General features: G+C 67.3%; 13 protein-coding genes. All 13 read left to right on the top strand.

Going from position 1 to position 13,236, the window contains the following annotated elements:
* The first annotated feature begins 101 nt into the window (after positions 1 to 101).
* The 13 genes from AC1DGD_RS03265 to tatC all read left to right on the top strand — a co-directional run bounded on the left by AC1DGD_RS03265 (position 102) and on the right by tatC (position 13,230).
* Positions 102 to 1,199 (top strand): tRNA (adenine-N1)-methyltransferase, encoded by a 1,098-nt coding sequence (locus tag AC1DGD_RS03265; protein WP_476855878.1) that lies wholly within the window; start codon positions 102 to 104, stop codon positions 1,197 to 1,199.
* Between the two features lie 84 nt (positions 1,200 to 1,283).
* Entirely contained in the window at positions 1,284 to 3,095 is a 1,812-nt protein-coding gene (arc, locus tag AC1DGD_RS03260; protein WP_476855877.1) for a proteasome ATPase, read from the top strand.
* Positions 3,092 to 4,765, top strand: a complete 1,674-nt coding sequence (gene dop, locus AC1DGD_RS03255; protein ID WP_476850914.1) for a depupylase/deamidase Dop — start codon at positions 3,092 to 3,094, stop codon at positions 4,763 to 4,765. Before arc ends, dop begins: the two co-directional genes overlap by 4 nt.
* Before the next feature lie 90 nt (positions 4,766 to 4,855).
* Positions 4,856 to 5,059: a ubiquitin-like protein Pup gene (locus AC1DGD_RS03250; RefSeq protein WP_026266331.1), complete on the top strand. Its 204-nt coding sequence runs from the start codon at positions 4,856 to 4,858 to the stop codon at positions 5,057 to 5,059.
* 86 nt (positions 5,060 to 5,145) lie between these two features.
* The gene (gene prcB / locus AC1DGD_RS03245; RefSeq protein ID WP_028275579.1) at positions 5,146 to 5,988 is read left to right on the top strand and encodes a proteasome subunit beta; all 843 of its coding nucleotides are present in this window, start codon (positions 5,146 to 5,148) and stop codon (positions 5,986 to 5,988) included.
* 1 nt (position 5,989) lies between these two features.
* The gene (gene prcA / locus AC1DGD_RS03240; protein ID WP_028275580.1) at positions 5,990 to 6,697 is read left to right on the top strand and encodes a proteasome subunit alpha; all 708 of its coding nucleotides are present in this window, start codon (positions 5,990 to 5,992) and stop codon (positions 6,695 to 6,697) included.
* Position 6,698: 1 nt separating this feature from the next.
* Positions 6,699 to 8,063 carry a Pup--protein ligase gene (pafA, locus tag AC1DGD_RS03235; RefSeq protein ID WP_026538699.1) on the top strand — a complete coding sequence of 455 codons (1,365 nt, stop codon included), beginning with the start codon at positions 6,699 to 6,701 and terminating at the stop codon, positions 8,061 to 8,063.
* 111 nt (positions 8,064 to 8,174) lie between these two features.
* The gene (locus AC1DGD_RS03230) at positions 8,175 to 9,110 is read left to right on the top strand and encodes an FKBP-type peptidyl-prolyl cis-trans isomerase (protein ID WP_230011584.1); all 936 of its coding nucleotides are present in this window, start codon (positions 8,175 to 8,177) and stop codon (positions 9,108 to 9,110) included.
* Positions 9,111 to 9,158: 48 nt separating this feature from the next.
* A complete protein-coding gene (locus AC1DGD_RS03225) occupies positions 9,159 to 9,554 on the top strand; it encodes an FKBP-type peptidyl-prolyl cis-trans isomerase (RefSeq protein WP_024365270.1) in 396 nt (131 codons plus the stop codon).
* A gap of 108 nt (positions 9,555 to 9,662) precedes the next feature.
* Positions 9,663 to 11,681, top strand: coding sequence for a helix-turn-helix transcriptional regulator (locus tag AC1DGD_RS03220; RefSeq protein ID WP_476855876.1), 2,019 nt, complete (start codon positions 9,663 to 9,665; stop codon positions 11,679 to 11,681).
* 5 nt (positions 11,682 to 11,686) lie between these two features.
* Positions 11,687 to 12,082: a hypothetical protein gene (locus tag AC1DGD_RS03215; RefSeq protein WP_476855875.1), complete on the top strand. Its 396-nt coding sequence runs from the start codon at positions 11,687 to 11,689 to the stop codon at positions 12,080 to 12,082.
* Between the two features lie 35 nt (positions 12,083 to 12,117).
* Entirely contained in the window at positions 12,118 to 12,387 is a 270-nt protein-coding gene (tatA, locus tag AC1DGD_RS03210; RefSeq protein WP_018772900.1) for a Sec-independent protein translocase subunit TatA, read from the top strand.
* A 48-nt stretch (positions 12,388 to 12,435) separates the two neighbouring features.
* Positions 12,436 to 13,230, top strand: coding sequence for a twin-arginine translocase subunit TatC (gene tatC / locus AC1DGD_RS03205; RefSeq protein ID WP_028275586.1), 795 nt, complete (start codon positions 12,436 to 12,438; stop codon positions 13,228 to 13,230).
* Positions 13,231 to 13,236: the final 6 nt, after the last annotated feature.

Here is a 13,236-nt window from a genome sequence, read left to right as displayed (position 1 = left end):
AGTTACTGGGCGGTCGTGAATTTCCGGCCCCCACGCGCAAGGACCGGTGCCCGCCGGCATGTCCGCGGCCACACAGCTTTACAGGAGCGAGGAACATCTTCATGAGCAGCGACACCGCCGCAGGCACTAACACTGCCAACACCACCGCCGCCGCAGGCACCGACACTCCCACCGCCGAGGGCAGCACTGCCGCCAGCGCTAATGGTGCCACCGGCGCCGCGCGCCGCCGCGGACCCTTCCGCGAAGGCGAACGCGTCCAGCTCACGGACGAGCGCGGCCGCATGAACACGATCACCCTCGAAGTCGGCGGGGCCTTCCACACCCACCGGGGCTTCCTGAACCATGACGAGATCATCGGCAAGCCCGACGGCTCAGTGGTGGTCAACAACGTCGGACAGCAGTACCAGACGCTGCGTCCGCTGCTCTCGGACTTCGTGCTCTCGATGCCCCGCGGCGCGGCCGTCGTCTACCCCAAGGACGCCGGCCAGATCGTGACCATGGCGGACATCTTCCCGGGCGCACGCGTTGTCGAAGCCGGTGTCGGCTCGGGCGCCCTTTCCATCTCCCTGCTGCGCGCGGTGGGGGACAACGGCTACCTGCATTCCTTCGAACGCCGCCAGGAGTTCGCGGACATCGCCCGCGGCAACGTCGAGACCATCTTCGGCGGACCGCACCCGGCCTGGAAGATCTCCCTTGGCGACTTCCAGGAGGAAGTGGTGCGCACCGAGGAACCCGGCTCCGTGGACCGCGTGGTCCTGGACATGCTCGCGCCGTGGGAATGCCTCGACGCCGTCGCCACCGTCCTGGCCCCCGGCGGCGTGTGGATCAATTATGTCGCGACTGTGACGCAGCTTTCGCGGACAGCCGAAGCCATCCGCGCGGACGGACGCTTCACCGAACCCGACGCGTGGGAATCCATGGTCCGCGGCTGGCATCTCGAAGGCCTGGCCGTCCGCCCGGACCACCGCATGGTCGCCCACACGGGTTTCCTGCTGGTAACCCGCCGCCTCGCCGACGGCGTCACGGGCATTTCGGTAAAGCGCCGCCCCTCCAAGACCGACTTTAACGAAGAAGACGTCAACGCCTGGACCCCGGGCGCTGTAGGCGAGCGTGCGGTCTCGGACAAAAAGCTGCGCCGCGCCGCCCGCGACGCAATCGCCGGAACGAACGTCGTCGACGCCCCGGAGATAACGAACTAGGCAGCATATTTCGGATGTCTCCAGCGGCACCCGCCTTCTTAGGGCTATGGTCTTAACAGAAGAGCAGGAAGGGGCTGATGCACGATGGAGACTCCGAATACTGACCCGGGCCGCACACCGGCCGAGGACGCAGCGGATGCTGCCGCCCGCATGGATGCGGCCCGCGCCGCAGCCGGCGAGGGTGACCGGTATGCCGCCAATGAACTGTCCGTCGCCGAGCGGCAGGTCAACATCCTCCGGGACAAGCTCCGCCACATTGACCGCCAGCTCGCCGCCGCGACGCAGAACAACTCCAAACTGGTCAGCATGCTGGAAACGGCCAAGGCCGAGATCCTTCGGCTGAAAAACGCCCTCGACCAGGAGGGACAGCCACCGTACAGCTTCGGCACCATCCTCCAGCTCAACCCCAAACGGCAGCCGACGGCCGGGAACAGCGGCCAGGCGGCCACGGAGGAATCCGTGGATATCTTCAACGCCGGCCGCAAGATGCGGGTTGGGATCAGCCCGCTGGTCAACATCAGCCAGCTCGCCGTCGGGCAGGAAGTCCTGCTCAACGAGGCCCTGATGGTGGTCGCCGGACTCGGCTACGAGCGGGCCGGGGACCTCGTCACGCTCAAGGAAATGCTGGGGCCTGACCGTGCGCTGGTGGTGGGCCGCGCCGACGAGGAGCGGGTCATCCGGCTCTCCGGTGCCCTGCTCGCCCAGCGGCTCCGGGTCGGCGACGCGCTCTCGATTGATTCCCGGACCGGGTACGCGCTGGAAAAGATCCCGCGCTCGGAAGTGGAGAACCTCGTGCTCGAGGAAGTCCCGGACATCACCTACCAGGACATCGGCGGACTGGGCCCGCAGATCGAACAGATCCGCGACGCCGTCGAACTGCCCTTCCTGCACCCGGACCTGTACCGGGAGCACGGGCTGAAGGCGCCCAAGGGCATCCTGCTGTACGGCCCGCCCGGCTGCGGCAAGACCCTGATCGCCAAGGCCGTGGCCAACTCGCTGGCCGCCCGGGCCGCCGAGCGCGCCGGCAAGACGGACATGAAGAGCTACTTCCTGAACATCAAGGGACCCGAGCTGCTCGATAAGTACGTCGGCGAGACCGAACGCCACATCCGCCTGATCTTCGCGCGCGCCCGGGAAAAGGCGTCCGAGGGCAGCCCGGTGGTGGTGTTCTTCGACGAAATGGACTCGCTGTTCCGCACCCGTGGCACTGGCATTTCCTCCGACGTCGAAACCACCATCGTCCCGCAGCTCCTCAGCGAGATCGACGGCGTCGAACGGCTGGACAACGTGATCGTGATCGGCGCCTCGAACCGGGAAGACATGATCGATCCGGCGATCCTGCGCCCGGGCCGCCTGGACGTGAAGGTGAAGATCCAGCGCCCCGACGCCGAGGCCGCGGCCGACATCTTCAACAAGTACATCACCACGGACCTGCCGTTCCACGAGTCCGACCTCGGCGAGCACAACGGCGACGTGCAGGCGACCGTGGACGCCATGGTCCAACGCACCGTCGAGGCGATGTACTCCACGGAGAAGTCCAACGAATACCTCGAGGTCACCTACGCCAACGGCGACACCGAAATGCTCTACTTCAAGGACTTCAACTCCGGCGCCGTGGTGCAGAACGTCGTGGACCGGGCCAAGAAGTACGCCATCAAGGACCTGTTGACCATCGGCCAGAAGGGCCTGCGGATCGACCACCTGCTCCGGGCGGTCGTGGACGAGTTCCGTGAACACGAGGACATGCCCAACACCACCAACCCGGACGATTGGGCACGCATCTCCGGCAAGAAGGGCGAGCGCATCACGTACATCCGCACCATCGTCCAGGGCAAGGCCGGCCAGGAGCCCGGGAAGTCCATCGAGACGATGCCCAGCACAGGCCAGTACCTGTGACGGCTGTTGTCCCCGGCAAGCCCGCCGACACCGCGGGCGGGCTGCCGGTCGGCGGGGCGATGCGGGTCATGGGATCGGAGACCGAATACGGCATCCACGCGCCCTCGGCCCCGGGAGCCAACGCCACGATGATGTCAGCCCGGGTCATTCAGGCGTACGCGCAGGTGACCCGGCAGCGGGCCGCCGGCGGCGCCGAGACCCGGTGGGACTACACGGACGAGGAACCGCTGCACGACGCCCGCGGCTGGACCTTGGAGCGTAGCAGCGCGGACCCGGAACAACTCACCGACCAGCCTCCCGTCCTCGACGCCGAGGCGATCGCCCTCGCCTACGGGCGGCAGGAACTCGAGGCCGACGGCGAGGACGAGTCCGGCACGCTGCTGATGAACATGGTGCTGGGCAACGGCGCACGGTTGTACGTGGACCACGCCCACCCGGAGTATTCCAGCCCCGAGGTGACCAACCCCCGCGCCGCCGTCACGTGGGACGCCGCCGGCGACCTCGTGGCACTGGCCGCGGTCCGGCGCCTCGCTGCGGATCCCGAACTGCCGCCCATCAACCTGTACAAGAACAACACGGACAACAAATCGGTCTCCTACGGCTCGCACGAGAACTACCTGATGCCCCGCTCGGTGCCCTTCGGCGAAATCGTGCGCGGCCTCACACCGTTTTTCGTCACCCGGCAGATCATTTGCGGTGCCGGGCGGGTGGGCCTCGGGCAGGACAGCGCCCGGGCCGGCTACCAGATCAGCCAGCGCGCTGACTTCTTCGAAACCGAAGTGGGCCTGGAAACCACCATCCGCCGCCCCATCATCAACACCCGGGACGAGCCCCACGCCACCGCGGACAAATACCGCAGGCTGCACGTCATCATCGGCGACGCCAACCTCAGCCAGGCCTCCAACTTCCTCAAGTTCGGCACCACCGCGATGGTCCTGAGCCTGATCGAGGCCGGGCTGGCGCCGCGGATCGAAGTCCATGAGCCCGTCGCCGCGCTGCAGGCCGTCAGCCACGACACCTCGCTCACCGGGTTGCTGCGCCTGGGCGACGGCCGGCGGATCAGCGCCCTGGACCTCCAGTGGATCTATTTCGAGGCCGCCTCCAAGCACGCGCAGGACACCGGCGTCGCGGACGCCGTGGACGGTGACGGCCACACCCACGAGGTCCTGGAGCGGTGGTCCGCCACGCTGAGCGAACTCGGCGGTGACCGGGCGGCGGCCGCATCCTCAGTCGAGTGGCTCGCCAAACTGTCCCTGCTCGAGGGCTACCGCCAGCGTGACGGCCTGGGCTGGGACAACGCACGGCTGGGCCTCGTGGATCTGCAGTGGGCCGACATCCGCCCCGAAAAAGGGCTCTACTACCGGCTGCTGGCGCGCGACCGGATGCACCGAATCGTCGACGACGCCGCGATTGCCCGTGCGGTGACCGAACCGCCGTCGGACACGCGGGCGTACTTCCGCGGGCGCTGCGTCAGCAGGTTCGGTGCAGACCTCGCGGGGGCCAGCTGGGACTCGGTGATCTTCGATGTCCCCGGCCGCGGCAGGCTCCAGCGGGTCCCTACCCGCGAGCCGCTGCGCGGGACCGAAGCCCTCACCGGCGGCCTGTTTGCCCGGCACCGGGAGGCCGGGACGTTCCTGGCGGAACTGCTCGGGCTCAGCCCCGGTTCCTGAAAACAAAGCCCCCCGCGGGCGCCCCGGGCGTGGCACTATTGCTACAGGATGTCCCTTAGGAGAAAAGGGACGGACATGAAGGAGAAAACAATGGCAGGCCAGGAGCAGCAGCAGCCGCAGTCGCGGGACACCGAGGTTGACGAGGACGTCCCCGCCGCGCCGCCGGCCCCGGCGGACGCCCAGGCGTCGGCAGCCACCCAGGGCGTCGATGATCTCCTCGATGAGATCGACGGCGTGCTGGAGTCCAACGCCGAGGAGTTCGTCCGCGCATTCGTCCAAAAGGGCGGCCAGTAGGAGCGCCGCCGGCCGCCGGATGAGGGCGGCGGGAGGGGCTAAGGGCCGGAAGAGTCGTTGATCCACCACGTTGAGGGAGAGCGTTAGTGCAGGAAACAACAGCCAACCGAGTAGCAGCCAACGCGACGTCCTCATTCACCGAGCATCTGCAGCGCGAACGGCCCGATTTGATGCCCTTCGGCCAAGTGCCTTTCAACCAGTTGCCTGCCGGCGGGCACGCCGGCCAGCCGGGAGCACCGTTGCAGGCCCCGCACGGGACGACGATCGTGGCGATGACCTATGCCGGGGGAGTGCTGATGGCCGGGGACCGCCGCGCCACCATGGGCAACGTGATCGCGAGCCGGCACATCGAGAAGGTCTTTCCCGCCGACCAGTATTCAGTGCTGGGCATTGCCGGGACCGCCGGCATCGCCCTGGACATCACCAGGCTGTTCCAGGTTGAACTCGAACACTACGAGAAGATCGAGGGCACGCTCCTGAGCCTGGACGGCAAGGCGAACCGGCTCGGCGCCATGGTCCGCGGCAACCTGCCCATGGCCATGCAGGGCCTCGCCGTCGTGCCCCTCTTCGCAGGATTCGACCGGCCCGCAGGTTTCGGCCGGCTCTTCTCCTACGACGTCACGGGCGGCCGCTACGAGGAACAGGAGCACCACGCGGTGGGATCCGGCTCGATGTTCGCCCGCGGCGCGCTGAAGAAACTCTGGCGTCCCGGCCTCTCGGAGCAGGACGCCGTGGCGGTCGCCGTCGAGGCCCTGTACGACGCCGCCGACGACGACTCCGCCACGGGCGGCCCGGACCCCGTCCGGCAGCTATGGCCGGTGGTGTACATCGTGAACCGGACAGGCGCCTTCCGGGTACCGGACCGCGACCTTGCCGCCGTGGCCGGCCGCGTCATCGAATCCCGCACCGTCGCCCAGCGGGAGGCCTGAGATGACCCAGCAGTTCTATGTATCTCCCGAACAACTGATGAAGGACCGTGCGGACTTCGCACGGAAGGGCATCGCCCGCGGACGTTCGGTGGTGGTCATCAGTTGCCGGGACGGGATTGCCCTCGTGGCGGAGAACGCGTCCCCGTCGCTGCACAAGATCGGCGAGATCTACGACAAAATCGCGTTCGCGGCCGTCGGGAAGTACAACGAGTTTGAGAGCCTGCGGCAAGCCGGGGTGCGGTATGCCGATGTCCGGGGCTATTCCTACGACCGCGAGGACGTCACGGCCCGCGGCCTCGCCAGCGTGTACGCACAGAGCCTCGGCGCGGTGTTTACGGCCGAACAGAAACCCTTCGAGGTCGAACTGGCCGTGGCCGAAGTCGGTCAGGCCCAGGAGGCGGACCATCTGTACCGGCTGACCTTTGACGGGTCCATCGCCGACGAGCACGGCTTTATTGTGATGGGCGGCCAGGCGGACAAGGTCTCCGAGGCTGTCGCGGCGGGCTGGCAGGGCGAACTCGACTTCGCGGGCGCCATCCGGCTGGCCCTCGCCGGGCTCGTGGCGGACAAGGAAACCACTACCCTGCCCGTATCCGCACTGGAAGTTGCGGTACTGGACCGGGGATCGGAAAGCGGCCGCGGCACCCGCCGGGCGTTCCGCCGGCTCGAGGACCCGGACATCGTGGCATTGCTGGCTGAGGAGAAGTGAGATGGACAAGCGCATATTCGGCATCGAAACCGAATTCGGAATTTCCTATTCAAGCCCGGAGTCCCGGCCGCTGGCACCGGAGGAAGTAGCCCGCTACCTCTTCCGCAAGGTGGTCAGCTGGGGACGGTCCTCCAACGTCTTCCTGACCAACGGCTCGCGCCTTTACCTGGACGTCGGGTCGCACCCGGAATACGCCACCGCCGAGTGCGACGACCTCGCCCAGCTGATCGCCCATGACCGTGCCGGGGAACTGATCCTGTGCGACCTCGTGGACGAAGCCCAGGAACGGCTGGCGGCGGAGGGATTCAACGGCACCGTATACCTGTTCAAGAACAACACGGATTCGGCCGGGAACTCCTACGGCAGCCACGAAAACTACCTCATCCCGCGGCGCGGGGAATTTTCCCGGCTCGCGGAAATCCTCATCCCGTTCCTCGTGACCCGCCAGCTGATCGCCGGGGCCGGCAAGATCCTCAAGACCCCGCACGGGGCGACCTTCGCGTTCTCCCAGCGGGCCGACCACATCTGGGAAGGCGTCTCCTCCGCCACCACCCGCTCCAGGCCCATCATCAACACCCGGGACGAGCCGCACGCGGACGCCGAGTTCTACCGGCGCCTGCACGTGATCGTGGGCGACTCCAACATGTCCGAAACGACGGCGTTGCTCAAAATCGGCACGGTGGACCTGATCCTGCGGATGATCGAGGCCGGGGTGATCATGCGCGACATGCGGATGGAGAACCCGATCCGCAGCATCCGGGAAATCTCCCACGACCTCAGCGGCCGGGCACTGGTCCGGCTCGCCAACGGCCGGCAGCTCACGGCCCTGGAAATCCAGCGCGAATACCTGGGCAAGGTGACCGCGTTCGTGGCCGAACACGGCGCGCACAACCCCCACGTGCCGCTGATCCTGGACCTCTGGGAGCGCACGCTGGACGCCATCGAAAGCGGCGACACGAGCACGATCGATACCGAAGTGGACTGGGCCATCAAGAAAAAGCTCATGGACAACTACCGGGAACGCCACGGGCTGGGCCTTGACGCTCCCAGGATTGCGCAGCTGGACCTGACCTACCACGACATTTCCCGTGGCCGCGGGCTCTTCTACCTGCTCCAGGCCCGCGGGGCCGTGCGCCGGGTGGTGGACGACACCGCGGTCAAGGACGCGGTGGATGCCCCGCCGCAAACCACGCGCGCCAAACTCCGCGGCGACTTCGTCCGGCGCGCCCAGGAACTCGGCCGCGACTACACCGTGGACTGGGTCCATCTGAAGCTGAACGACCGCGCCCACCAGACCATCCTGTGCAAGGATCCCTTCCGGAGCGTGGACGACCGGGTGGATGCGCTGCTGGACTCGATGGGCTGATACCCAGCTTCGCACGTTATTCTGGGGTAGGGCCGCCCTGCGGCCGCCGCTTTCTTTGCCACGGGAAACCGAACGGCACTGAGTCCACCCTGCCTCGACGAAAGTTTCCAATTGCGCCGACTACTAGCAATTCTTCTTCCCGGACTGCTGCTGCTGACCGCCTGCGGCGGCAACGAAGCGCCTCCGGCTCCGGAACCCACCAGCCAGTCCGCCGGTGAGACCGCCAAGCTGGACTCGGTCAAGTTGACTGAGAACGGTGACAAGAAGGCCCCCGGTGTCGACTTCACCAAGCCGCTCGACGTCAAGGAACCCACTGTCAAGGTGGTCACCGAGGGCAGTGGCGACCGGGTCAAGGCCAACCAGATCGCCGACATTTCAATCGTGGCGTTCAACGGCAAGGACGGCTCCACCCTCGAGGACACGTTCCCGAACGATCCCGAGCCGCTGGAACTGAACGACGAGCTCAAGGGCAGCAGCCCCGTCATCTACAACGCGTTCGTGGGCGCCAAGATCGGCTCGCACCTCGCCCTCGCCGTTCCCGGCCAGGCCGCAGCCGAGGGTGCCGAGGCCAAGCCGACGCAGCTCCTGATCGTCAAGGTGCTCTCCGCCAAGGACGCACCGCCGGTCCTGGACAAGCCCGAAGGCGACGCCGTCACCCCGCCGGCCGGACTGCCGACCGTCAAGGAAAACGACAAGGGCGTCCCGGAGATCTCGGTCGCCGGCGTCAAGGCTCCGACCGCGCTGGTCTCCCAGGACCTCATCACCGGCAAGGGCCAGGCCCTCAAGGAGACCGACACAATCACCGTCAATTACGTCGGCGTCGCCCTCGCCACCGGCAAGGTCTTCGACTCCAGCTTCGAGAGTGGCAAGAAGGCCACCTTCCCGCTGACCGGCGTCATCAAGGGCTGGACCCAGGGCCTGACCGGCAAGACGGTCGGCTCCCGCGTCCTCCTGGTCGTCCCGAAGGACCTCGCCTACGGGGATCAGGGCCAGGGCGACGCGAAGGGCGACCTCGTCTTCGTCGTCGATATCCTCGGCGTCAAGTAATCCACCGCTACAACTGCCACCACTACACGTCACCTCAAAGGAGTAACCATGTCATTTGGACAGCGCAACCTCGACCGCGAGAAGCCGGAAATTGACTTCCCCGCAGGAGACGTCCCCACCGAACTGGTCATCACCGACCTGATCGAAGGGGACGGCGCCGAGGCCAAAGCCGGCGACACCGTATCCACCCACTACGTGGGCGTCGCCTGGTCCACCGGTGAAGAATTCGACGCCTCCTGGGGCCGCGGCGCGCCGCTGGACTTCAGGGTCGGCGTCGGCCAGGTCATCCAGGGCTGGGACCAGGGCCTGCTGGGCATGAAGGTCGGCGGCCGCCGCCGGCTCGAGATCCCGTCCGAGCTTGCCTACGGTTCCCGTGGCGCCGGCGGGGCGATCGGCCCCAACGAGGCCCTGATCTTCGTCGTGGACCTCGTCGCGGTCCGCTAGTCCCCACCCGCCCCCCGGGGAACGAAGCGCGGTAACAATCGGAAAAGTTCTTCCGGCTGTTGCCGCGCTTTCGTCATTTTCCGCGACCGGCTTTAGTACCCTTGCGGGGTGTCCGCCTCACGTACAGAACGCCTCCTGAACCTGCTCATCGCCCTGCTCAACACCAAGTACGGCCTGCGCCGCAGCGAGCTGCGCGAAAAGGTCTACCACGACACCACGAGCAGTGACGTCGCTTTCGGCCGCATGTTCGAACGCGACAAGGGCGAGCTGCGCCAGTTTGGCTTCGACGTCGAGGCCGTGACGGACACGGGCTGGGGCTCCGACGACCCGGCAACCACCCGCTACCGGATCGGCAAGGAATCGAACCGGCTGCCCGACGTCAGCCTCACCCCCGAAGAGTGCACGGTCCTGATCCTCGCGGCCCAGCTCTGGGAGCACGCCGCCCTCGGCTCCGCCGCCGTCGACGCGGTCCGGAAGCTGCAGGCCGCCGGCGGCCTGGTCGACGCCGAACTCCCCACCGGCGTCCAGCCGCGCATCCGCCCCGCCGGCCAGGCCTTCGAGGACCTGGTCGCCGCGATACACGCCCAGCACCCGGTCCGGTTCAGCTACCTCGCCGGCAGCACCGGCCAGGACCAGGAACGCTTGGTGGAGCCCTGGGGCCTGGGCAGCCGCTTCGGCCAGTGGTACCTCGTCGGCCACGACCGGGGCCGGGGGGACAAACGGTTCTTCCGCCTGTCCCGCCTGACGTCCGCCGTGACCGTCCTGGAGAAGGAGAGCTTCACGCCGCCGGCCGGGTTCAACGTCCGCGCCGAGCTGGCCGGCCTGGCCGAGCTGCCGGTGCAGAGCGCCGTGGTCGACGTCGAACACGGGCGGCTCCTGGGCCTCCGCAAACGCGCCCAGCCGCTTCCGGACGCAGCGCCGGAAGCCCGAACACCGGGGCATTCGGCCGGGACGGACCGCCTCGCGGTGCCCTTCCGCGATGCCGAGACCCTGGGCGAGGAGCTGGCCTCCTATGGTCCCCGCGTCACCGTGATTTCACCCCCCGAACTCGCCGGCGCCGTCCACCGCCGCCTCACGGCAGCCGCCGAGTTCGCCGACAGGCCCCTGCCGGATGTGGCCTTCCCGGCGGCGGGCCGCGCCGGCCGTACCCGGAAACGAACCTCGGAGGACCAGCTCAAGCGGATGCTGCAACTCGTCCCGTTCCTTGTCCACAACCAGGGACTGCACATCAGCGAGGTCGCCGCCAGGTTTGGCATCACCCGCAAGGCACTCGAGGACGACCTGCGGATCCTGATCTGCTCGGGCCTCCCGGAGGGGTACCCCGACGATCTGCTGGACATCCAGTGGGACGATGACCACGTATTCATCACCCAGGCACTGGACCTGACCCGCCCCGTACGGTTCACCGTGGACGAGGCCTGTGCGCTCCTGACCGGCCTGGAGACCCTCAACAGCCTGCCCGAACTCGCCGAAGGCGGCGCCCTGGAATCGGTGACGCTCAAACTCATGGCCGCGGCGGGGGAGGAAGGCGTCAAAGCGGCGGCGCTCTCCGGCCCCGAGGTGGCCCCCGGCAATTCCGCCGTCCTCGACACCGCCCGCGCCGCCCTCGAATCCGGCGCGCAGCTGCACCTGAGGTACTTCTCGGCGCAGCGCGACGCCGTGTCCGAACGCGACGTGGACCCCCTGCGGCTCTATTCGCTGGACAACACGTGGTACCTCGAGGCGTACTGCCACTCCGCCCAGGGCCTCCGTAACTTCCGGCTGGACAGGATCGAAGCCCTTGAGCCCAACGGCCGGCGGGCGGCCGCGACGGCAAAGCCGGCGGACAGCTTTCCGGTGAAACTGTTCACCCCGAACGACGACGACACGGTGGTCGTGGTGGAACTCGCACCCCGCGGCACCGGCCTCGCTGACGACTATTACGCCGAGCGGACCGCGGCTCTGCCTGGCGGCGGAATGCTCGCCGAAATCCGGTTTGGCAGCACGGACTGGCTGCCGATGTTCGTGGCCCAGCACGGCGGGATGGTCCGGATCCTGCAGCCAGAGGCCCTCGCGGCCGCGTCGCGGGAGTGGCTCGCCGCGGCCCTGACGCAATACGAAGCCTTCCCGGATCGCCCGATAGACTGATCAGCATGCCTTGGTGGTCCTGGATCGTTATTTGGATAGCGCTTGTCGCGTTGTCGCTGTTGTTCTTCGGCGTGCTCGGCTTCCGGCTGTTCCGGCAGGCCACGACGACGCTCACCGAATTGGGTGAAGCCGCGGACCGCTTTTCCACCCTGCCTGCACCAGCGGGCACCGGCACCGTTTCAGCGGCCGGTTCGACAGCGGCCGGCGTTGGTGACCCGGTCAGCGCGGACGAGTCCCTTCGGCCGGCGCCCGGCGACGCCATTTTTGCCTCGCCCGCGCGGATGCGACATGATTACCACGCATCCAAGCTCGCCCGGCAAAACGCCCGCCGGCTGCGCCGCATCCAACGCAAGAAGGACCGCGGGCAACCCCAGGCACTGCGCGACATCGAAACGCGTTAGACATAGGATGTATTCAAACGAAAGGACCTCTCCCCATGAGGCTTGAAGGCTGGCATCTCATCATCATCATCGTTCTGGCACTGGTGCTGTTCGCTGCGCCGAAGCTGCCGGGCATGGCCCGCAGCCTGGGCCAGTCGATGCGCATTTTCAAGTCGGAAGTCCGGGAAATGAAGAAGGACGGCACCACCGATGCCAAGGATGGCTCCGAGCCGGTTGAAGGACGGGTCATCAACCACCCGCAGGCCGGCGCACCGGAAAGCCGCACGGGCGACGGAACCGACGTTCCGCCGTCGACCCGCGCCTAAGACCGCATGGCAGTAACCATGAGCCGTCGATCGAACCCCGAGGGGAGGATGGCGCTCCTCGACCACCTCAAAGAGCTGCGCAACCGGCTCTTCAAGGCGGCAATCGCCGTCGTCCTCGGGACGGTAGTGGGTTTCCTTGTCTACCAGCCAATGCTGGCGGCGCTGATAAAGCCGATCCGCGACCTGAATGAACATGAAGGCCGCCAGGCGACCCTGAATTTCGACGGCGTCGCGAGCTCGTTCGACCTCATGATCCAGGTCTCCGTGTTCCTGGGCCTGATTATCGCCAGCCCCGTCTGGCTCTACCAGCTCTGGGCCTTCATCGTGCCGGGGCTGCACAAGAAGGAACGCCGCCTGGCCCTGTCCTTCGTGGCGGCGGCCGTGCCGCTCTTCGTCGGCGGCGTCCTGCTGGCCTGGCTTGTGCTGCCCAACGCGGTCCGTGTCCTGACCGACTTCACGCCGTCGGGCGGCTCCAACTTCATCAGCGCCCAGGTGTACCTGTCCTTCGTGTTGCGGCTGCTGCTCGCCTTCGGCATCGCCTTCCTCCTCCCGGTGGTTCTGTTCGGGCTGAACCTGGCCGGGCTCATCAAGGGCCAGCAGCTGCTCAAGAGCTGGCGGATCACAGTCTTCCTGGTCTGCCTGTTCGCCGCGATGGCCGCTCCCGGCGCCGACGCCATGAGCATGTTCTACCTGGCCGGACCCATGCTGGCGCTGTTCTTCGCCGCGATCGGGCTGTGCCTGCTCAACGACCGCCGGCGCGAGCGGCGCGCCGTCAAACGCGACGCCGAGACCGAAGCCACCGCCGACCACGCCACCCCCAGCTCCGAGCTGGAGAATCTCTAGCCTTTC

Source organism: Arthrobacter sp. 05T45 (assembly GCF_056395875.1).
This window is presented reverse-complemented; position numbering and strand designations above follow the sequence as displayed.